Source organism: Sodalis praecaptivus, assembly GCF_000517425.1.
GTDB lineage: Bacteria > Pseudomonadota > Gammaproteobacteria > Enterobacterales > Enterobacteriaceae > Sodalis_A > Sodalis_A praecaptivus.
In genome coordinates, this window is record NZ_CP006569.1 from 2,206,663 (window position 1) to 2,228,766 (window position 22,104).

Sequence of the window (22,104 nt, forward strand, 5' to 3'; positions counted from 1 at the left end):
TGTCTGACGCCGGCGCCGGGCGTCAGATGTGGTCGGTGATACGCCAGGGACGGTGTCAGGTCACCACGCTGTGATGGCGAACGCCAGGGTGAATATTCCGCCCGAGCGCGCGCATAAACGATTGTAAAGACTCGGCAAATCGCGCTTCCACCGGCGGAGCCAGCGTGGCCTGTTGGTCATTGAGGATGATCTGGCTGTCATCGGCGAAAACCCCGTGCAGGATCTCTTGCGCTTTAAGCGCGCTTAATACGGGTTTCAGGGCATAATCCACCGCCAGCATGTGCGCCTGCGTTCCGCCGGTCGCCAAGGGCAGCACGACTTTATTTTCTAGCGCCCGTTCAGGCAGCAGGTCGAGCAAAGTTTTTAGCGCGCCGGAAAACGAAGCTTTGTAGACCGGGGTGGCGACAATTAACCCGTCGGCCGCCGCCAGCTGTTCGCCAAAGCGTATAATGGCCGGGCTGTCAAAGCGAGCATACAGCAGATCTTCCGCGGCAAAGTTGTGCAGATTCCACGGCGAAACGACAATATCGCGCGCTTCAAGCCAATGCCGGGCCAGGTCAAGCAACGCCGCGGAACGGGACGGAATACGGGGACTGCCCGCCAGGGTAATAACGCGCATAAAAACTCCTTAAGGTAAACCCCATTTCCGCTGGCTGCCGCCCGGAGGGGAAACGTATCACCGTGCTACGGTCAAAATGCCACCTACGCCAACCGCAGGACGATAGGGCGCCAGGGCGCAGAGAAAACCGTTCGGCCTGGCCCCGGCCTGTCAATGGCGGCGATTATTCGCCACGTCGCGGCGTGGCGGACACTCGAGTGTCCAGCCATAAAGACATTGGCCCCGTGTCGATACCGTATAAACAGGCGGTGGGCAACATGGCTTCCATAATGCGGCAGCTATCGAGCAAAGACGCCTCGGTTGCGGCGGGAAACAATCTGTCCAGTAGTCGTTCCCATCGTGTGGGCAGCGCCAGCGCGGGCCAGGCAAGTTTCATGTTGACCTCACTAACAAAAGTGATGTGAATGTTAAAAAGGAAATTACCCGTCCGCCGCCGGTGAGCCAAGCAATCATTTTTGCTAAATTTATCCGTTTTCTGGCAAACGCGATAAACCTGCCGCCGACGGTCCTTGTCTTCTTCGTACCGATGTGCGCCTGCCGCCGACGGTCCTTGTCTCCTTCGTACCGATGTGCGCCTGCCGCCGACGGTCCTTGTCTCCTTCGTACGGATGTGTGCCTGCTGCCGACGGTCCTTGTCTCCTTCGTACGGATGTGTGCCTGCTGCCGACGGCCTCCGTTTCTCTCATGACGCCGGTAACATTGTTTCTCGCGTCGCGGCGGTCTGCCGACGGGCCGTTTCGCGCCAGACGCGATGGGCGCACGGCGCGGTCACATGGGCACAACTGGCGCAGGGGCCGCGTCATGCAAGCGGCCTGGTCTTGCTCTGTTCTTGCGCCCAATGGCAGGGTAGGATGCTAGACTGTAACGGCACATCATTTACGAGGAGTAACGGCATATGTGGTCCCAGGCCAAAGACGAAGAAAAAGAACAGGACAAAAGCGAGACCTCGCACCTGATTCAGAAAAAGATGCTCGACTCGCGGTCCATTATCATTTCCGGTGAGATTAACCAGGCGCTTACGGAGAAAGTGGTGTCGCAGCTGTTGCTGCTGCAGGAAATCGATGACCGGCCCATCAAGCTTTATATCAATAGCCAGGGGGGACATGTCGAAGCCGCAGACACCATCCACGATATTATCAAGTTCATCAAACCGACCGTGCATATCATCGGCACCGGCTGGGTGGCCAGCGCCGGGATTACCATATTTCTGGCGGCAGAAAAAGCGCATCGTTATGCGTTACCCAACACGCGCTTTATGATCCATCAGCCATTAGGCGGCGTGCGGGGGCAGGCGAGCGATATTGAGATTGAAGCCCGCGAAATTATCCTGATGTTGGAACGCGTAAACCGCCTGATTAGCGATGCCACCGGCCAGCCGCTGGAAAAGGTGAAGAAGGACACCGACAGAAATTATTGGATGACGCCGCAGCAGGCGATGGATTATGGCATTGTGGGCCAGATTTTGACCTCCTTTAACGAACTGAATCTGGATTGAACCCGGCTCATAGCGGCCGGACGTCCGTTTAAACCCTTGCCGGGAGGGATCCCGGCCCTCGGTTGCCTATCAGGCACTGCTTTTGATCGCGATGAACGTTCGACTCACTCTGGCACAAAGCAAGCGGTTTGCAGATACTGATGATATGGCGTGCAATCGGCGGCAAAGATATGACTATGAGCCGCTATTTTCTCCGGCCAATATCTGCATTGTGGGGTTAATGACGGCCGTTATTTAAAACAGATCCGGTTTATGCCTATCCCAGGTAATGTGTTAAACCATTTTGCCCAATTAATGCCCTCATGACGAGAAAGTATTACTGTAATATCATGAGTGAATCGTTTCCGAAACGGATTAGGGAAATAAGTCGGTCAGTGCTTATTGACGGTAGGTATTGACCTGAGTAGAGTATGGCAACGGACGACGTCTTTCTTGCTAATACCCTATCAAGCTGCTTCGAGGAATGAAAAAGGAGGCGATACAATGGATGTTGACATCTCCCCTCAATTGATATCTCTGTTTGAAAATAGCAAAGATCCGTGGGGGGTAAAGCTATTTTACCATGATAAATCATTCCACTACTACAGTAATCAATCTAATCTTGATATGTTGAATTTGCCCATTACCTTCGATATTGAAGGGAAAACAGATATCGAGATACCCCATCCGACATCAGAATTTGCCTACCATTTTCAGAATCATGATTTTGAGATATTAAAGCGGCAGATCAATATCACTTCCATTGATATCTATCCTTACGGTAAGGAGGCCACTCTACAGCCCTATGCCTGCGAAAAATTCCCGCTTTACGATAGCAGCAAATGCTGTATCGGAGTGGTCTATCACGCCAGAAAATTTGAGCCCTATAGTCTGAGAAATATCCTTAATCTTGACGTTTCCTGCAGTTACACCTGTCAAGCCTGGTTAAACGACGGGGGTTGCAACCCGGAAGATATCTTTACGGAAAGAGAAATGGAAATTATCTTCCTCACCATTCATGCTTTAAGCGCGAAAGAAGCCGCGCGGGTCCTGAATATATCCCATCGGACGGTTGAAAATCGACTGCGGATTATTTACCAAAAAGTAGGTATCAATTCCTCTTCACAACTCGCCGAATTTTGCCGGCAAACGAAGCTGCACTGTAATATTCCTCCCGGCCTGCTTAAAATGGGAAGCTATCTCCATTTACAATAAACATTAACCATAACGGCACGGGCGCCCGTCGGGAGCCAGTTGATTTTTTATATGGACTCACTTAGTTCAACATGGATATTTCTATGAATGATGATTTTGTTTATGGCAGGGTTCCCTGTGCGCAACGCTCCAGTCTGTTTACCGTAACCTTAATTAGAATAGGCTCCATCACCGCGCTATCGCAGTTTATGCTTGGCGCGACGCTTGGGCACGCCATGTCATTCTGGCAGGCGATGCTTGCTACGCTATTAGGAAGTCTGATACTGGAATTCGTTGGTCTGGGATTGGGCCTCGCCGGCGTGCGCGAAGGGCTGCCCACCTCTTTACTCTCGCGCTGGTGCGGCTTTGGCCGTTTCGGCTCCGCCCTCATTGGCCTGGCTATCGGCATCAGTTCGCTGGGCTGGTTTGGCGTGCAAAACGGCGTGTTTGCCAAAAGTCTGGCCTATGCTTTTGACGGCAAGCTGTCTTTCGCCTGGTGCGCCGTCATCGCGGGGTTGGCCACGACGCTACTTGTGGCTTTCGGCTATCGCGCATTAGGTTGGACGGCGAGGATTGCGGTTCCGCTTTTTATCCTCATGGTAATGTGGGGAGCCTATCAGGTGTTACCCGGCCTCAGTCCCGCCGAATTATTCGGTTATTCCCGCGATAGCGCGGCGGCGATTTCGCTCAGCGCCGGGGCAACGATGGTGGCGGGGGGGTACATTGTCGCGGCGCTGATTACGCCGGATATAAGCCGCTATTGCAAAGACGGCAAAAGCGTTTTCTGGATGATGACGATTTCCATTATTGTTGGCGAGTTCATCGTTAATGCCTTGTCGATTTTAATTGCCCATGTGCTCGATACTGAGGATGTGGTGAGCATCATGACGCAAAGCGCCGGCTGGCTGGGGGCCGCCTCGGTGATGCTGGCGGTGGTCAAGGTAAACGATATCAATCTTTACAGCGTCTCGCTCGGGGTCAGTAATTTCATACATGTTTGGTCCGGTCTGCGCATCAAATATAGCATTATCACGCTGGTAGCCGGTTCGCTGGGAACCTTTTTCACCGTAACGGGCATTTTGCATCGATTTATCGATTTTCTGATGATGGTCGGCGTGGTTTTTCCTCCCATCGCGGGCATTATGTTGGTCGATTATTACCTACTAAAAACCCATCGCGCCGTACTGGACGCATCACGTCATGAGGGGACGCTTCCCGATAACGCCTCCACCCCTTTTATCAATCTCGTTGCGTTATTTTCCTGGGGGATTGGCGCCGTCTCCGGCTTTGTGATTACCGAGGGGATCCCCGCGCTAAATGCGATAGCCATCGCCGGCGTTCTGTATTGGGTGTTGTCGTATTTCAAGCAAATATGCGTAAAACGCGTGTCTTAACGGTGTGAGGTAACCTTTGTTGAAAATAGCTTTAGTGCAAACCGATGCCTACTTAGGTGAGAAACGAAGAAATCTGAAACGTCTGCGGCAATTTTGCCAAACCGCCAAAAAGGAGGGCGCCCAGGTCATTTGCTTTCCGGAACTGGCGACCACCGGCTATGCCCCCGCGCTATTGGGCCATGAGTATCGTGCCTTGAGCGAAACGCGGCATGAGGAAACGGATCGCATGTTCAGCCTGCTGGCAACCACGCTGGAGGTGATTATCATTTGCGGTTTTATCGAACGGGATGCGCAAACCGGTGCCGTATATAATGCCGCGGGCGTCTGGCTGCCAGGGAAGGCCAGCTGGCTTGGGGTATTTAGAAAAATGCACCTTATCCAGGACGAAAAGCGCTGGTTTACGCCTGGCCAGGCGCTTCAGGTATTCGATACGCCCGTTGGGCGCATCGGCGGCATGATTTGTTACGATGCGGGGTTTCCGGAAGTCGCACGCTGTCTGACGCTCAAACAGGCAGATATTCTGGTGCTGTTATCGGCCTGGCCGGAAAAAGACAAAGACATCTGGTATATTAATGGCCCCTGCCGCGCGTTGGAAAATACCGTATATTTGGCCGCCGTCAACCGTTGGGGTAAAGAAGGCGACAGCCAGCTGTTCGGCGGGAGTCAAATACTCAGTCCGCGCGGTGAGGTCATGGCAAGGGCGACGGAGCAGGGAGAGCAAATTATCTACAATACCCTTGACCGCCAGCGTCAGTCGGCAATACGCAAAGCCTTGCCTTATCTGGACGACCGGCAGCCCGATCGCTATCGCTAAAGCATTTTTTTCCGCCGCGTTAGCGGGCAGGCGCCCTGGAAATAGCCGTTAGGGCGTCTGTCCCGTCAAGGTGGCGCTCAAGTACTCCCGCCAACGCGCTCGGTGCATGCCCTGCCTAGGGTGGGGCAGATCCGTTCGGGATCCTGTCACCGCCATACTTCATCCTGCATCGGCGCCGGCGGCGATGGCTTCCTGCGTTTCCAACTCGGCCAACTGATGCTGTAGTGATTGGCGGATGTTGTTGAACGCGGTGCTGCCCAACGCTAAACGGAACGGCGGCTGCGGCATATCGGTGGCGGCAATGATGGCGTCGACCGTTTTGCCCGCATCGCCTTTGATGGCGAATTCCCCCGAGCTGAGCGCCGCGCGCAACCTACCGGCCGCCGTGTTTTCATAGGCCGCCAACGCAGGCGCCATGACCAGCGATTGCGCAAAGCGGGTCCCGGTGGGGCCGGGCTCCGCCAGAATAAAATCGATGCCGAGATCCGCCACCTCTTGTGCAACGGCGGTGACAAAGCCTTCTATACCCCATTTCGTGGCATGATACAGGCTAAAACAGGGGTAGGCGATGCGCCCGCCCTCCGATGAAACCTGCACAATACGGCCGCCGCCCTGTTTACGCAACCAGGGTAAAACGGCGCGAATCAGCTGGATCGAACCGGTCAGATTGGTGGCGATTTGCTGCGCGATTTGATCGTCGGCGACTTCTTCCGCCGCGCCAAACAACCCATAGCCCGCATTGCTTACGACCACATCAATTTTCTCGGCCAGGGCAAAGGCCTGCGCCACCCCCGCGCGAATAGTGTCGCTACGGGTGAGGTCCAGGGTAATGATTTGCAACGCGTCGCCGTAGTGAAGCTTTAACGCATCCAGCGCGCCGCCTTGCCGTACCGTTGCGATGACCCGGTCATTGCGCTGCAACAGCTTCTCGGTCATGACCCGTCCCAGTCCGGCGGAAGTGCCGGTAATTAACCATGTCTTATTCATTGCTGTCTCCCTTCGGAAAGAATAAGAACAGCATAATGGCGCGCGTTTGCTATGATAATACCCAATAATAAACATAGATTGATGGTAAAAATACAGCAATGAGCGCCCCTTCCCACACTGAACTACGCATCTTTATCGCGGTGGCCGAACGCCGTCATTTTCGCGAAGCGGCGGATTTTCTCGGTATGAAGCCCTCGACGCTGAGCCACGCGATCAAAGGGTTGGAGGAGCGGCTACAGGTCCGCTTATTTCATCGCACCACACGCAGCGTGGCGCTAACCGAGGCGGGCCAACACTTTTATCGCCGCCTGCGCCCGCTAATGCGGGAATTGGACGACACCATGAATAGCGTCACCGCGTTGGGAAAGCGCCCGGCGGGAACTTTACGCATTAACGGTAGCGAGGCGGCCATCAGCATTTTGCTTGCGGAGGTGATACCGCGTTTTAACCAGAACTTCCCGGGTATCGAACTGGATTTGGTGGCCGATGGCACTTTAAGCGACGTAATTCAGCATGGCTTTGATGCCGGTATCCGTTTGCGCGAGGATATTCCGCAGGATAGGGTGGCGGTGCGGATAAGTCAGGAGGTGCGATTTTTGGCGGTGGCGTCTCCAGCCTATTTGGCATCGCATCCGCCGGTGTTAACGCCGCGAGATTTATTGCAGCAGCGCTGCATCCGTCAGCGCTTACCGAGCGGTAAGCGCTACGCCTGGGAGTTTATGCAGAAGGGCGACGTCTTTTCATTGGATGTTCCCGGTACGCTGACGCTGAATAGCAGCCCATTGATGGTCGAAGCGGCGATCAACGGATTAGGTATCTGCTTTGTGCCGGAATATTATGCGCGGCCCTATTTTGCCTCCGGCGCTCTGGTCGCGTTATTAACCGCGTGGAGCACGGCGTCGCCGGGATTATTTTTATATTTTCCGCCTAGCCGCCATCTGTCATTTCCGTTACAGGCATTTATTGACACCATCAAAGCATCGAGATCGGCAGATAGGCGCTAAGGGGCCGCGGTACATTCCGCCGGCCGCCGTGGCCGACGGGCAAGTGTTTCCGTAAAGTAATAATAACGCGGGCGACATAAATGAGTCGGTGTAATGCGGGCCATTTATCGCTAAGATAACGTTGTCAGAATGTTAATTCTTGTACAAATGATGTTTATTAATTTCTAAAGTTGGAAATGGCAAATGATTAACAAAATAACCAGCATAGTCATCGCCCTTATTGGCCTGGCCATGCTTTGGATGGGAGGGGAGCTGTTGCTGGCCGGCGGCTCGTTTTTTTATGTCATCATGGCGCTGGGTCTGCTGGCCACGGCCGTAGCGCTGTTCAAAAACAACAAAGTCGCGCTGTCTATCTACGCGGTGTTGATGTGGTTAACGCTCATTTGGATTATTTACGAAGTGGGCTTCGACAAATGGCAGTGGATCCCCCGCGGCGATCTGATAGGCATTATCGGCGTCTGGCTGGCGTTGCCCTGGATAGTCCGTCCGCTATATCGTCCATCGCAGCCCGATAACGCCCGTGGTTTTCACCCCTTTCTGGGCACGACCGTCCTTATCATGATAGCCATCGTCATTGGCCTCATGTTCTATGATCCCTACCCGCAGGCCGGCAATATCACGACCGAACGCACGCCGGTCGACGCCGGCGCGGCGCAAAACGACTGGTCTGCCTATGGCGGGAGCGCCAGCGGCCTGCGTTTCTCCGGTCTGAAGCAGATTGACAAAACCAACGTTAACCGTCTGACGATTGCCTGGGAGTATCATACCGGCGACCTGCGCGATCCGGCCAAGGACGCCTCGGAATTTACCTTCGAGGCCACGCCGCTGAAAGTGAATGATACGGTGTATTTCTGCACCCCGCACAATGAAGTGCATGCCTTGAACCCTGAAACCGGCGCGGTAAAGTGGAAATACCAGGGTACCCCGGATCCCTCGAATTTGCAGCAGCATCAGACCTGCCGCGGCGTAAGCTATTATGACGCCGGCGCGGCGCCCATCGCCGCCGATACGCCAGCCGGCAGTACGCCGGCGCCGGCGCTGTGTCGTAAACGCATTTTTAACGCCACCACCGATGCCCGGCTGATTGCGCTGGATGCTGATAGCGGTAAGCCCTGTGCGGATTTCGGTACCAACGGCGTTGTAGATTTGCATGCCGGGATGGGACAGATTCGTCCTCACGCGCTGATGCAAACCGCTGCCCCTCTAGTGGCGGAAAATTTGGTGATCGTTGGTGGCTCGGTCATGGATAACGGCTATCATGCCGGCAATCCCTCAGGGGTCATTCGCGCTTACGATGCCATAAGCGGTAAATTGGTTTGGAACTTTGATCCCGCTCAGCCGGAGAATACCCAACCTATAGGCGAAGGGCAAAGTTACCCGCAGGATACGCCGGTCGCCTGGGGCACCCTGAGCGCTGACGTGAAAAATGGTCTGGTGTATGTGCCGTTCGGCAATGCCTCGCCGGACGAAGTGGGCATCAACCGCGACCCCAATAGCAATACCGAAAAATTCCGCGACACGCTGGTTGCGTTGGATTTGCATACCGGCACCTTTAAATGGCGCTTTCGATCGTCCAATAACGATCTCTGGGATCGGGATAATCCCTCGCAGCCCTCCTTGCTGGATATCGATTATCAAGGCAATAAGCAGCCAGTGGTCGTTCTGCCGACCAAAACCGGCAATCTTTTTGTGTTGAACCGTCTGACGGGCCAACCCGTTTACCCGGTCAATCAGGTTGAGGTGTCGACAAAAGGCGGCGTGCCGGGCGAGAAATTGGCGCCGACGCAGCCCGTCTCCGCATTGAACTTTATTCCTGAAGCGCTGAACGAAAAAGCGATGTGGGGGCTGACGCCGTTTGACCAAATGGCCTGCCGCCGTGAATTTACCTCGTTGCGCTATGACGGTAACCCCTGGACGCCTTCAACCGAAGCCGGCACGCTGGTTTTCCCCGGCAATATCGGCGTCTTCAACTGGGGATCGGTCGCGATAGATCCCGAACGGCAAATTCTTATCGCCTCGCCCGTTCGGTTAGCCTATAAGTACAACCTGATTAAGCGCACTGCGGATACGGAAGACAAACGGCTGTTTACCCAAGAAGGGCAGCCGTACTGGAATGAAAATTTCGAGGGCAATTATGCGATACACATTCAGCAATTTGCCTCCAGTCTCGGTATCCCCTGTATCGCGCCGCCGTGGGGAAGAATGGTTGGCGTTGATTTAACCAGCGGTAAGACCGTTTGGCTGCGCCGGGTCGGCACCACCAAAAACCTGGCGACCACCTTTTTGCCCGGGCGCTTTCCCATTGGTTTCCCGATGGGGATGGTCGCCCATGGCGGTCCGCTTATTACCGCGGGCGATGTGGTATTCCACGCCGCCACGGCGGATAACTTCTTCCGCGCCTATGATGTCAATACCGGCAAACTGTTGTGGGAAAACGAGCTGCCGGCCGGCGGGCAGGCGACGCCATCCACCTATATGGGCAAGGATAACAAGCAGTATGTCATTATCGCCGCTGGCGGCCATGGTTCGATGGCCACCAAACCCGGTGATGCGGTCATCGCGTATCGCCTGCAGTAGGCGTAACCGGCCGCGCGCGGTGCAGGCCGTGGCCTGAGACGTTCTTGAAGAGCTGCCCATGGCAGCTCTTTTTTTGTGCCGCTCGGTCTCTTCACCTCTGCAGATTTTGCAGCTTATCGCCGCGGGCAAGAGGCGGTAAGCCCTATCGCGGCGCGCCACGCTGGCGGGCGGCAAGCTAGCTGGCCGCGGGCCTGAGACCGCTGGCGGTCAAAAGAAGACGCGTTCGCTTAAGCGCTGAAGCTCCTTGCTGATTTTCTCGCCTGAACGGGCAAATTCTTTACTAATGCGCTCTCCCGTGCGATTTATCTCGGGAGCGGCATGGGTTTCAAGGCGTTTAGAAAAGCTAGTCAGTTGCTGTAAAATTCGTTGGGCTTCCCGGTTGACTTTTTCTGCTCCCGTGTTTTGCTGACAGGGTTCTTTGGGCGTAATGCTGAGCTGCAGAACGGTCAGCGCCTCGTTCAGCTTAGCTAAATCATCAGACGAAATAGGGTCTGCGCCGGCATTGACGCGCATATCATACTGAATACTTTGGCCCAGAATTGTTGTCGACTTAATTAAATCCGCCAGGGCGGCGGTGTTCTTCGCCACCAAGAAAAAAGCGTTTAGCCGATCCGCATCCCGTTCGGCAAACGCAATAAAGTCCGCCACCTTTGGCTGATGTGACGTATTGTTGATAGACGTTAACGTCCCTAGGAGCATTTGAAATCCCTGGGCGATTTGATTATTTTCAGTAATATTATTCTGCTCGTTAACTGCAGGCATGCCCGCGCGAACCTGTATAATCGTCAACATGTGATGATCTCCTTATAACGCGATGAATTAACGTATTAATAACATCAAATGATTAAATCAATGTCAAACCGATAATTTGTTTCCGCTCGGGAAATTAAGCTGTGATTCCTTGGCGGGTCAAGAGGTTCGGAGCGCCACGGGCAGAACAAGGACGGCTTAACTGTTATTTCGCGTTCGCAGGGAAAGTAAAGGAAGGGAAGGGGAAAAAGAAAATGACATAAGCGGTAATTGCGATTTTCTCTTCTATGACGAGCCGAGTTAATGCCTGGCTTATCATTTTCTGAAAACATACCCCTAAAACGCATTGCCTAAAAGTGAAGTTTCTCTATAACCGCGAAGTTTTATTGGCTGCGTCTGGCGTCTTACCTTAATGCCATCGATCCTGTTTACTATAAAAATGGGGGATTAAATTAGCACTCAAACACCCGGGAAATAACCATGATGAAAGAATGAAGGTCATTTTATCGCGGTTATCAGCGCTTTGGTTTTATTTTAGCTATGCCGCAGCCGCAACGGGTTTATTACCTTGGCGCTGGTTAAGGGCGTTCACGCGCGCGGGGCGTACTGACCATGACTATTCTCATACCCTGGGGGGTCTCACGTCGACAGGGGCGTGCCATAAATCAATCTTGCAGCAGCGGACAGGGCTCGGCCGGACCGACGTCGATGGTCTCATCGGCACGGGTGATTTTCTTTATCTGCGTCACATTTTATCTTCCTATTCACGTCCAAAATGTGATCAGGTTCAGGTGTGGATATTAGTATTCTTGTATGGCAGATGGAGAGTGCTAGTGTGATTCCACTCTTTATCGTAATTGGATCGCAATAAAATGATAAATCGGGATGAAGAAAAGCCGATAAGGCTTAAAAATATGCTCGCCTATGGTGGCGGGGATGTCTTCGGGGGCGGCAGTTTTACCGTCCTCGGCCTCTGGTTAATGTACTTTTATACCACCTACGGCGGGCTTAGCCCAGCAGAGGCGGGAGCCGTTATTGCGACGGCGCGTTTGCTTGATGCCTTTTTCGATCCGCTCATGGGGTATGTTACCGACAATTTTTGGCGAAATCGGTTGGGCCAACGCTTCGGCCGCCGCGGATTTTTCTTTCTCATTGGCGCACCGCTGGTGTTTATCAGCTATATCATCATGTGGGCCAGCGATATGGGCTTCGGCTACTATTTAGCCACCTACATTCTTTTCTACGCCTGCTATACCTTGGTCATCGTTCCCTATGAAACCCTCGCGGCGGAAATGACGCATGATTTTCACGTCCGCTCGCGCCTGACCGGTGTACGCATGTTCTTTTCGATGGGTGCCGGTATTCTGGCGGCCTGGCTGCCGGGGGGAATCATTGCTTTCCTCGGGAAAGACGCCTCCTCGTCCTTTTTATATATGGCGATCATCTTTGGTACCTTATTCGCCGTGGTCATTCTCGGGCTCTATTTTTTCACCTGGGAACGTCCTATTGCCGTCCCGGAGAAACCCGCGCCGGTGGAGTTCAAACGCGATATGAAAGCGTTGTTCCGCTCGCTTTTGTCCACCTTTAATGTCAGAACCTTCCGCCAGCATGTCGGCATGTATCTTGGAGCTTATGTGGCGCTGGATGTGCTGGGTGCGGTCATGGCGTATTACATTATCTTTGTGCTGGGCCACAATACGGTGGATGCCGCCAACAGCATGACGTTCATGTCGGTGGTGCAGTTTTTTTGTATCGCCGCCTGGATCCCGCTTTGCATTAAAATCGGCAACGGGCCCGCTTATAAACTGGCGCAATATTTTATGCTGGCAAGCGTCGCGCTGTTCGTCAGTTTTTATGCTTTTGATATTCCCACGGCGTTGTGGATGGTTTGGGGCGCCGCCATCGTCATGGGGATGGGCCGTTCCGGTACGCAATATGTTTGCTGGAATATTTACAGCTTCATTCCCGATGTGGATGAAATGCTGACGGGCAAGCGCCGGGAGGGCATTTTTGCCGGCGTCATGACGTTCGTACGTAAGGCGGTGCAGGCCGTTGCGCTCTTTATCGTCGGGATGGTTCTCCAGACTTACCATTTCGCAGGCAAGGGCGCGACAACGCAGCCGCCGGAAGCGATTCATGGTATTGCGCTGGTCTTCGGCATTGGCGCCGTCATTTTCCTTGCCGTAGGCTTGTTAAGCGCGCGTCGCTTTCGTCTAAATCAGCATAACCACGCGCTGCTGATTGCGGAAATCCAGCGCCGGCGCGCCGGCGGCGGCGCGGCTGACGCATCGGTGCAAACGCGTCAGGTAGCAGAGACATTGACAGGGTGGCCATGGGCAAGCCTGTGGGGAAATAACGATATCATGCGCCGCATCGACCCTCGCGCCGCCGATTTAAACCAAGAAGGAACCACTCGACATGACCCGAATAGCATTTGAGGCACTACAATCGACCATTGAACAGGCTTTTTTGCGGGCCGGTTTGTCGGCCGAACAGGCCGCTCTGTGTGCCAAAATACATACACAAACCAGCTGCGATGGTATTCCTTCCCACGGCCTTAATCGCGTGGCGCGCTTCGTGGACTATGTGAAAAAAGGCTGGGTAGCGGTCGACGCCGTGCCCGAGCGGGTAAAAAGTTTATCGGTGATGGAAGTCTGGGACGGCCAGCGCGGCCCTGGTATTCCAAATGCTATCCTGGCTATCGACAGGGCCATTGAACTGGCGCGGGATAACGGCGTTGGTATGGTCGCGATGCGCAATACCACGCACTGGATGCGCGGCGGCACCTACGGCTGGCGTGCGGCAACGCAGGGCATGGCCGCGATTTGCTGGACCAATACTGAATCCTGTATGCCCGCCTGGGGCGGTAAAAACCCCCGTTTAGGCAATAATCCCTTTGTGATGGCGGTGCCGGGCAAAGCCGGCCCATTGGTGTTGGATATGGCGATGTCGCAGTATTCCTACGGCAAACTACAGGTAACACGCTTAAAGGGCGAAAAGTTACCCTACGCCGGTGGGTTTACGGCCGAGGGCCAGTTGACGGACGATCCCGCGCCGATTGAGGCATCCATGCGTATTTTGCCCGCCGGTTACTGGAAAGGCTCCGGCTTGGCCATACTACTCGATGCTATGGCGGCGTTACTTTCCGCGGGCAAATGTACGGCGGAAATTGACACCATAGAGCAGGGCAGTTGCACCGGCGCCAGCCAAATTTTCATGGTGTTTGACCCGGCCCAGATTGGCGGCCAGGCGCTCTCTGAGCAAATCACCGCACGCGTGCAGGCGTATGTCAACGGCTCCGACAAAGCAGAAGGCTTCAGCGAGGTTACCTGGCCAGGACAGCGGCAACGCTTGACCCGCGAACAGAATCTACAACAGGGCATCCCCGTAGACGAAGGGGTATGGAAGGAGGTGCAAAAACTCGCGGCCGGATGAGAATAGCCGCCGTTTTGCGTGATGAAGCCCGTTCCCGAGCGCCCGACAAGCAATGTGAATGCCCGACCTTTGGGCATTCCTCCTTTGGTCGATTATTAGCTAACGCATAGATAAGCGCAGAGGGGCTTTCGTTTTCTTTGGACCTGTTGATATTGACCGGGCAGATTGGCGGCGGTTGAATGCACTACCGCCCGCCGGCGGGATAGCATGGTTAAGGTCACTCCTGTCGTTTTACCCTTTCTCACTCTCTGCCGATTTTCCGGCGTCTGAACGCGTTTAGCGTGTCGATAGCGCTGCGCACATCCTGCAAAAGAGACCACGCCCTCATGTGATCCTACCCGGTTACGCCTATTTTCTTCTTCTGCGCTTTGAGTATGCAGATCATCAATGAGGTAGGTTATCTATCCACTGGTTTATTTTATTAATAATGAAGTGAGATGTTTATTTTTATTACTATACCATTTAGATGATGTTAATAAGTGAGAAATGTTGAAAGAGAGTAGATTAAACTAATCTTAAACGATAGTGTTGAAAGTGAGCTTTATTTTTCCTTTTTAGCGCTGCATTAGCGGTCCCTGCCGCCGAAACCCTTTGCGTCCGACTAATGTAACATTATGTAAGTAAAGTAATTTGTGATTTTGGACTCAATCATTCATCGACAATGGCGATCGATAACCAAACTTTGATAATGATAATCTATTGTTTTTTTTGTATTGATTGCTATTGACGATCAATATTTAAACGCTATTATGTGCATCCTCAGTAATGAGATGAAATATCTTACCCAGTTTCACGATAACAATAATGTCAATATGCACTTGGCGAGTTACGGGTATATTGTGCTACTTCATGTATTTTTCTCGCCCATTGCGGTGAAAGCGTGTGTGCGTTTATGGCGTTGCTATTGAATCGCGTTTGTGCATTTTGGACTGGGATATTTATCCCCGTCGGCTTATTTATTATGGCAATACGCTTATTACAATCTTATTAGTCTTTAGAAAATATCTTGTTGTAGCATTGTTGCCGGAATTAATCCGGAACATAGGCAAAGTTAATTAACGCGGGGAAAGATCGCATTAGGCGGCAATCTGTGATGGCGTCCTGAATCTGCAATCCCGTTATTGTTTAATAATATTGATAAAGTCCAGAGATCCCCGTTCTCTGGCGGGAGTAACTATGTCCCTATGTCGCTTCGCTCTAAAGGTGATTGCCTGTGCGCTGGCGTTGGGCGCGTTGAGCGCGCCGCCCGCCAGCGCGGCCGGCGGAATTTCTCTGCAAAGTACCCGAGTGGTGTACCCCCTGGGCGCCAAACAAACGACGGTTGCCGTAAAGAATTCATCCACCACAGATTCTTTCATGGTGCAGTCCTGGGTGAATAATCCCGGCGGGGAAAAAAGCCGTGATTTCGTCGTAACGCCACCGCTGTATATCAGCGGGCCGAATAATGAAAATACCCTACGCCTGATGCTGACCGGCGCTAATCTTCCTCGCGACCGCGAGTCGCTGTATTATCTTAATGTGAAAGCCATTCCTTCTCTCGATAAACAGGCATTGAAGGGGAAGAATATGCTGCTGCTGGCGGCGAATACCCGCATCAAGCTATTTGTTCGTCCCACAGGGTTAATACCGGCCGTCAATGAAGCCCCAAAAAAATTAACATTCCGTCGCCAGGGAAACATGCTGGAGATTGTGAACCCGACGCCTTATTACATCACGATAACGAATATGAAAGCCGGCAACCAGGCATTGGGGAACATAATGGTGGCGCCGCAGGGGTCGGGCCGGCAGCCGCTAACAGCCGGGAGCGCCAATGTTGTCACTTGGCAGACGATTAATGATTACGGCGCCGTAACGCCAGAAATAAAAAGCCCGATACGCTAATCGCGCTCTTTTAATTCATTTTGCCGCGCCTGCGCCGCTATTCGCCTCTTTTTCTACCCTGGTTATGGATAATGACGATGACAGACAAAACACTATCCCGACATGATGCCGGGCGCGGTCGGACTGTGCCGTTTTTCCTGTCGCCGCTGGCGGCGGCCCTCACCCTGATGATATCGGCGCCCGCCGCGGCCGAGCTGTACTTTGCTCCCGAACTGATAGCGGGCGGCGCACAGGACGTGGCCGACCTGTCCCGGTTCACACAGGCGGGTCGTCAGCCGGCCGGGACCTACGATGTCGAGATTTACCTGAACAACCGGTTTGTGGTGCAGCGGCCGGTGACCTTTAGCGTCGCTGACGGTGAGGCGCATAACACGGCGGCCGCGGCCGCCAGCGCACAGGGCCAAACGGCCCCACAAAGCACCCACGGCGACAACAGGGTCGGTAAAGGGGGGGACGAAGAAGCTTCTCCATCGGCGGAAAAAGATCGCGAAAACAATGGCGCGCCCGCCGTGCGCGACATTCATGACGACACCGGCCTGATGGCCTGCCTGAACAAAAAAGCGTTGCGGGACCTGGGGGTGAGCATCAACGCCTTCCCGGCCCTGGCCGCCGTGGCAGACGACGCCTGCGTGTCGCCGGGTCGCTATATCCCTCAGGCCTACACCGCGTTTGATTTTCAGAAAATGCGTCTGGATATCAGTATTCCCCAGGCGGCGCTGCAAAGCCGCCCGCGCGGCTGGATCCCCCCTGAACAGTGGGACGAAGGCGTCAACGCCGCGCTGCTCAGCTACCGCTTTAGCGGCAGCGACAATAAAGGCCGCTATTCGGACAGCCGCAACCATTATCTGAGCCTGACCAGCGGTTTGAACCTCGGCGCCTGGCGCCTGCGCGATAACAGCACCTGGCGCGATTACAGCAGCCGCTACGGCCATGAACGCCGCTGGCAACATTTGAATACCTACGCCCGGCGCACGGTGGTGCCGTGGCAAAGCGAACTGACGTTGGGCGACAGCACCACCAACGGCCAGGTGTTTGACGCAGTGGGTTATCGCGGCGTCCAACTGGCCAGCGATGACAGCATGCTGCCGGACACCCGGCGCGGTTTCGCGCCGGTGATTAAAGGCACGGCGCAGGGCAATGCCCAGGTCAGCATCCGCCAGAACGGCCATGTCATTTACCAGACCTTTGTGCCGCCCGGCGCCTTTACCATCGACGACCTGTATCCGGTGTCGTCCGGCGGCGACCTGGTCGTGACGGTCACCGAGGCCGACGGCGGCACGCAGGTGTTTACCGTGCCCTATTCGTCGGTGCCGATGCTGCAGCGCGAAGGGGTGGTGAAGTATGGCGTGACGGCGGGCCATTACCGCAACAGCAGCGACCGCTACACCGACCCGGCCTTTGCTCAGGCGTCGGTACTGTGGGGGCTGCCGCACAACCTGACCACCTATGGCGGCGTGCAGTTGAGCGACAACTACCGCGCCGCGGCGCTGGGCGCCGGCATCAACCTGGGGGCATGGGGGGCGCTGTCGGCGGACGTGACCCAGGCCAACAGCACCTTGGCGGACGGCAGCGACCATCAGGGGCAATCGCTGCGCTTCCTCTACGGCCGTTCGCTCAATCAGCTGGGCACCACCTTCCAACTGGCCGGTTATCGCTACTCGACGCAGGGGTTCCATACCCTGGACGAGACGGCGCTGAAAGGGATGCGCGGCTGGCTGACCGACGGCCAGGAGGTGGACGCCGAGGGGCGTCCGGTGAAACGGCCTTATACCGACTACTACAACCTGTACAACAACAAGCGCGAGCGTTTGCAGGTCAATATCTCGCAGCGCCTGGGCAGTCTGGGATCGCTGTATCTGAGCGGCACGCATCAGACCTACTGGAGCGGGACCGACGCCAGCGATTCGCTGCAGGCGGGCTTCAGCGGCACGGTGGGGAAGGTGAGTTACACCCTGTCGCACAGCTATACGCGGGTCAACGGCCAGCCGCATGCCGATCAGACCACCTGGCTGTCGCTGTCGGTGCCGCTGGACGCCTGGCTGTCCCCCGGCGACATCACCGACCGCCGTCATCCGCTGTGGGCCACCGCCAGCATGGGCCGCGACGCCGACGGCAGGTTGACGCAGCAGACCGGCCTGAGCGGTACGGCGCTGGCGGAGAATAACCTGAGCTGGAGCGTGGCGCAGGGCTACGGTCGTGACGCGGGCGGCAGCGGCAACGCCAGCGTGAACTACCAGGGCACCTACGGTAATACCAGCGCGGGCTACAGCTACAACCGCAACTACCGCCAGGTGAACTACGGCGCGGCGGGCGGCGCGGTGCTGCACGGCGGCGGCCTGACGCTGGGACAGCCGCTCGGCGACACCAATGTGCTGGTCGCCGCGCCGGGGGCCGCCGGGGTGCCGGTGGAAAACGGCAACGGGATACGCACCGACTGGCGCGGCTACACGGTGGTGCCCTATGCCAGCGTGTACCGCCAGAACCGGGTGGCGCTGGACAGCAGCCAACTGGATGACTACACGGAAATCGACAACACCGTCACCCGGGTGGTACCGACGCGCGGGGCGCTGGTGAAAGCGAACTTCAAGGCGCGCAGCGGGGCGCGGGCGCTGCTGACGCTGACGCGCGGCGGCCGGCCGCTGCCGTTCGGCGCCACGGTGTCCAGCGGCGACAACAGCGGCATCGTCGGCGACGACGGACAGGTGTATCTGTCCGGCCTGCCGAATGCAGGGGTGCTAACTGCGCAATGGGGCGCGCAGCCGGACCAGCAGTGCAAGGTGCACTACCGGCTTCCGGAAACGAACCCGCAGACGCCGGTGATACAGATGGCGGCGCGCTGCGAGTAATACGGCGCCGGCATCGTCGGCGAACGCGCCGGCATCATCGACGAACGCGCCGGCAGCATCGGCGAACGCCCGGAAGCATCGGCGAACGCGCCGGCAGCATCGGCACGCGTCAGCAACTCAGGAGAATGCACCAGCAACATCAATGCACGCGCTAGCAACTCAGGAGAATGCACCAGCAACATCGTCGAATGCACTAGCAACATGGCGTGAGACGGGAAGACGGCATTACGCCGACACACATTCTAAACCGGGTGCTTAGCACCCAACTAACCGGGTGCAGGGCACCTAACTTAATAAAAGGAAATGAAACATGTCATTGATTGTACGTAAAAACACCCTGGGCCTGATTATCGGCTCACTGCTGGCCACCACCGGCCTGGCGCACGCCGCAGATACGGCCCAAATCGATATCACCGCCACGGTAGAAGCGAATACCTGCACGCTGGAGAGTGGCAGCAAACAACAGGGTGTCGACCTGGGCCACGTCGCCATCGATAAACTGAAAGCGGGCACGACGCCGGAGAAAGCATTCTCGTTGCAGCTGACCGGGTGCAGCGATTCCGCCAGCAAGGTCATTGTGACCTCGACCTCAGAGGCCGCCGCCGAAGGGTCGGACGCCTTCAAAGTCACCGACGCCGCATCCGAGACCGACGCCAAGGGCGTGGGCGTGAAGATTATGGGCGGGGACGATACCAAAACCACGCTGGTCCCGGGGGGGGAAGGTGTGGAGTATAACCTTGACCTGACGGGGGGTAACGACATTCCCCTGGACTTCACCGCGCAGTTGGTCACGGTGGGTGACGTCAACGCGGTGTCGGCCGGTGCGGTCAACGGGGCGGTAACGCTGAACCTGGAATACCAGTAAGACAACGGCAAGCACTCACAGGGAAGTGAGTTGGCGGCCCAGGGTCACGGTGGTGAACGCGCAAGAGCGGCACGGATGGGTCCGACCGCTCTGATGCACGCTCAGCGCGGATTATCAGGCAGTATTTGCAAAACGGGATGTGAAGAGCATGTATAGCATCGGTCAACACCCCGCTGGCGGGCGGGCAAAACATCTTCTGGCGGCGGCCATCGGTATTATCTGCTGCTGCCAGCCCGGTCTTGCCATGACCATAGATGCTTCGGCGGTAGTGGAGGTGCCCGTACCCGATTTACAACTGTGGGCTAAGGGCGGTTACCCGACCACCGACAGCCACACCGGCTTCACGCGTATGATGCTGATCCCAAACGGCAGCAACCCCGGGGTCGGCGGATACGCGAACGTAGTCGTCACCACCAACCAGGGCTCGTTCAGCGTTAGGCTCCCCCTGTGCCAGGACGCAGATCAATGGGCATGCTGGGATAATCCCAGTTATTGGGTGGACGTGCCCGCCTTTGACGGCCAGTCCGTAACGGGAGGAGACAACCCGGTGATCACCGGGTTTACGGTAAGCGGCTCTCTGCAAAATCTGACGGGGAAAGCGCTGTCGATGATGGTGAAATTACAGGTATCGGATAATAACGGTTGGGGGAGCTCGGCGAATGGTTTTTCTACGATAGGCCATGCCACACTTCCCGCAGCGCCGGTTTGCTCCGTGGACGTCAATCCCACCGCCACCTTCGGCCCGCTGGGAACAGGCCAAACGGCAGCGCCAATACAGATTACCTCCAACTCGGTTGGCGACGGCCATATCACCTTTACACCCGATGCCCATGATGACAACGGCGGGCTTCTCCAGAACGACCACGGCAACACCCTCAGCTATGGGGTGGTGAATTCAGCGTCCAGCGTTGCCGACTGGCAGGCCGCTGAAGCCCGGTGGCGGGGTGACCAGAGCGATGATTATGCCGTCGAGCTGGATAAGATCCCCTCCACGGCCCAGCCCGGGGCCTATAGCGGAAGGCTGCAAGTGACGCTGGCATGCGACTAGCGCTCAAAGCGGTGCGCCCGCGGCACCGGCCTGCGCCCGCCGGCGGAAATTCGTGAGGAACGAGATTGTTATGACCCCGCAATAATTATGCAAAAATAAAATCAAGGTACTCTGTCATGCAAAAAAGCAAATCTCTTTTCCTTTCTATGGCGTCTATCATTGTGCTTATCGCGACGCCGAGCAGCGGGTTCGCGACGACAATATCCAGTTTATCAGGTCATGTTTATGAAAATACGCAACCGTTGGAAACCTGGTTTTACCCTACTTCATTTGAGGTCACCCACACGGCTGAGACCACAGACGCTTGTCTTATCTTAAAGACATCGGCAATTACTGAGAGCAATAGCGTCGCCGGTATTGTTGAAGGTGATGGAACGATAGAAATCACGGATACAGTACATATCAATTGGAAAATAAAATTATCAGCGACAGTCGATCCTTTAGCCTGTCCCGGCGTTAGAGAGTGGAAAGGAAGCGTTACCGCAACCTTGATAAGACCCGACGATGCCGGTGGCGCGACAGGCCGCAAACCCATCACTATAGAGTATGATCTTACCCCTACAAGCTGCGCGGTGGATGTGGTTTCTCACATCGATTTTCCGAAAATAAGTCGAGTGGGGACCATTCAAGACGTCAATATAACCTCAGGCGCTGAGGGTGAAGGAACCTTAACTTTTGAACCAAGCTTGAAACACACTAACGGCGGTTGGCTGCAAAATGGCGATAGCCACATAGTTTATAACGTTACCAACACCGACTACGATGTCGCCGCGTACAAATGGACCGGCGATTTGCAATCGGAGCACGCTTTGCACCTATCCGGGGTAACCTCTGCCACGCCAGCGGGGACCTATGAGGGGGCGATGACCGTGACCGTCGCCTGTGATTAACAAACCGCGTGGCTAGGGACTCGGGGGCGCCTTGGCGGGTAACCGAGAGCCGCGCCGCGCAGGCGCTGACTGGAAGCGACGATTCCGCCTGCACCCTGGCCAACGGGAGACCGGCGTGAGCCCCGACTGAGCGCAACGCGCCCTGAAGCGGTATTGCGCCTGCTGTTTGGCGCACAGGCCCCACATCCCCCGCAGTGTGATAAACCTCTCTCTCTATTGTTCTGCAACACAAAAATTTCTGTACAACTGCCCAGTTTTTCGTGTTTGGGCACATAGGTTATTTTATCGACAAGTCTTAGAATACTCCCCAATACAAATAAGCTAGC

General features: G+C 55.5%; 18 protein-coding genes. 13 read left to right on the forward strand and 5 right to left on the reverse strand.

Annotation, left to right across the window (positions count from 1 at the left end; translation table 11 throughout):
- Nucleotides 1-55: 55 nt before the first annotated feature.
- Nucleotides 56-619, reverse strand: a complete 564-nt coding sequence (gene ssuE, locus SANT_RS09815) for an NADPH-dependent FMN reductase (protein ID WP_025422120.1) — start codon at nt 617-619, stop codon at nt 56-58.
- A 163-nt stretch (nt 620-782) separates the two neighbouring features.
- On the reverse strand, nt 783-995 hold the full coding sequence (locus tag SANT_RS09820; RefSeq protein WP_025422121.1) for a hypothetical protein: 213 nt from the start codon (nt 993-995) through the stop codon (nt 783-785).
- A gap of 519 nt (nt 996-1,514) precedes the next feature.
- On the opposite strand from SANT_RS09820, the gene SANT_RS09825 reads away from it, so the two are divergent.
- The 4 genes from SANT_RS09825 to SANT_RS09840 all read left to right on the forward strand — a co-directional run bounded on the left by SANT_RS09825 (nt 1,515) and on the right by SANT_RS09840 (nt 5,495).
- Nucleotides 1,515-2,114, forward strand: coding sequence for an ATP-dependent Clp protease proteolytic subunit (locus SANT_RS09825; RefSeq protein WP_025422122.1), 600 nt, complete (start codon nt 1,515-1,517; stop codon nt 2,112-2,114).
- 483 nt (nt 2,115-2,597) lie between these two features.
- Nucleotides 2,598-3,308: a helix-turn-helix transcriptional regulator gene (locus SANT_RS09830; protein ID WP_025422123.1), complete on the forward strand. Its 711-nt coding sequence runs from the start codon at nt 2,598-2,600 to the stop codon at nt 3,306-3,308.
- A gap of 83 nt (nt 3,309-3,391) precedes the next feature.
- Nucleotides 3,392-4,681: a purine-cytosine permease family protein gene (locus tag SANT_RS09835; RefSeq protein WP_237234669.1), complete on the forward strand. Its 1,290-nt coding sequence runs from the start codon at nt 3,392-3,394 to the stop codon at nt 4,679-4,681.
- A 19-nt stretch (nt 4,682-4,700) separates the two neighbouring features.
- Nucleotides 4,701-5,495 (forward strand): nitrilase-related carbon-nitrogen hydrolase, encoded by a 795-nt coding sequence (locus SANT_RS09840; RefSeq protein ID WP_335328941.1) that lies wholly within the window; start codon nt 4,701-4,703, stop codon nt 5,493-5,495.
- 159 nt (nt 5,496-5,654) lie between these two features.
- Here SANT_RS09840 and SANT_RS09845 read toward each other — a convergent pair whose 3' ends face one another.
- The gene (locus SANT_RS09845; RefSeq protein WP_025422126.1) at nt 5,655-6,482 is read right to left on the reverse strand and encodes an SDR family oxidoreductase; all 828 of its coding nucleotides are present in this window, start codon (nt 6,480-6,482) and stop codon (nt 5,655-5,657) included.
- 98 nt (nt 6,483-6,580) lie between these two features.
- Here SANT_RS09845 and SANT_RS09850 point away from each other — a divergent pair, with 98 nt between their 5' ends.
- Nucleotides 6,581-7,486 (forward strand): LysR family transcriptional regulator, encoded by a 906-nt coding sequence (locus tag SANT_RS09850; RefSeq protein ID WP_025422127.1) that lies wholly within the window; start codon nt 6,581-6,583, stop codon nt 7,484-7,486.
- A gap of 183 nt (nt 7,487-7,669) precedes the next feature.
- Nucleotides 7,670-10,063 carry a membrane-bound PQQ-dependent dehydrogenase, glucose/quinate/shikimate family gene (locus SANT_RS09855; protein WP_025422128.1) on the forward strand — a complete coding sequence of 798 codons (2,394 nt, stop codon included), beginning with the start codon at nt 7,670-7,672 and terminating at the stop codon, nt 10,061-10,063.
- 207 nt (nt 10,064-10,270) lie between these two features.
- On the opposite strand, the gene SANT_RS09860 is transcribed toward SANT_RS09855, so the two are convergent.
- Nucleotides 10,271-10,855 carry a hypothetical protein gene (locus SANT_RS09860; protein WP_025422129.1) on the reverse strand — a complete coding sequence of 195 codons (585 nt, stop codon included), beginning with the start codon at nt 10,853-10,855 and terminating at the stop codon, nt 10,271-10,273.
- A gap of 830 nt (nt 10,856-11,685) precedes the next feature.
- Here SANT_RS09860 and SANT_RS09865 point away from each other — a divergent pair.
- The 4 genes from SANT_RS09865 (at nt 11,686) to SANT_RS09885 (ending at nt 18,975) form a co-directional block, all read left to right on the forward strand.
- Entirely contained in the window at nt 11,686-13,251 is a 1,566-nt protein-coding gene (locus tag SANT_RS09865) for an MFS transporter (protein WP_025422130.1), read from the forward strand.
- The gene (yiaK, locus tag SANT_RS09870) at nt 13,232-14,248 is read left to right on the forward strand and encodes a 3-dehydro-L-gulonate 2-dehydrogenase (RefSeq protein WP_025422131.1); all 1,017 of its coding nucleotides are present in this window, start codon (nt 13,232-13,234) and stop codon (nt 14,246-14,248) included. Before SANT_RS09865 ends, yiaK begins: the two co-directional genes overlap by 20 nt.
- A 1,176-nt stretch (nt 14,249-15,424) precedes the next feature.
- Nucleotides 15,425-16,129 carry a fimbria/pilus periplasmic chaperone gene (locus SANT_RS09880; protein ID WP_025422133.1) on the forward strand — a complete coding sequence of 235 codons (705 nt, stop codon included), beginning with the start codon at nt 15,425-15,427 and terminating at the stop codon, nt 16,127-16,129.
- A 77-nt stretch (nt 16,130-16,206) separates the two neighbouring features.
- A complete protein-coding gene (locus tag SANT_RS09885; RefSeq protein ID WP_158500155.1) occupies nt 16,207-18,975 on the forward strand; it encodes a fimbrial biogenesis usher protein in 2,769 nt (922 codons plus the stop codon).
- On the opposite strand, the gene SANT_RS24075 is transcribed toward SANT_RS09885, so the two are convergent.
- Nucleotides 18,912-19,214, reverse strand: a complete 303-nt coding sequence (locus SANT_RS24075; protein WP_148296264.1) for a hypothetical protein — start codon at nt 19,212-19,214, stop codon at nt 18,912-18,914. The two genes, SANT_RS09885 and SANT_RS24075, sit on opposite strands and share 64 nt — an antisense overlap.
- Nucleotides 19,215-19,285: 71 nt before the next feature.
- Between SANT_RS24075 and SANT_RS09890 the strand changes: the two genes are divergently transcribed.
- The 3 genes from SANT_RS09890 (at nt 19,286) to SANT_RS09900 (ending at nt 21,778) form a co-directional block, all read left to right on the forward strand.
- The gene (locus SANT_RS09890; protein ID WP_025422135.1) at nt 19,286-19,840 is read left to right on the forward strand and encodes a fimbrial protein; all 555 of its coding nucleotides are present in this window, start codon (nt 19,286-19,288) and stop codon (nt 19,838-19,840) included.
- A 148-nt stretch (nt 19,841-19,988) separates the two neighbouring features.
- The gene (locus SANT_RS09895) at nt 19,989-20,888 is read left to right on the forward strand and encodes a hypothetical protein (RefSeq protein ID WP_025422136.1); all 900 of its coding nucleotides are present in this window, start codon (nt 19,989-19,991) and stop codon (nt 20,886-20,888) included.
- Between the two features lie 116 nt (nt 20,889-21,004).
- A complete protein-coding gene (locus tag SANT_RS09900; protein ID WP_025422137.1) occupies nt 21,005-21,778 on the forward strand; it encodes a hypothetical protein in 774 nt (257 codons plus the stop codon).
- Nucleotides 21,779-22,104: the final 326 nt, after the last annotated feature.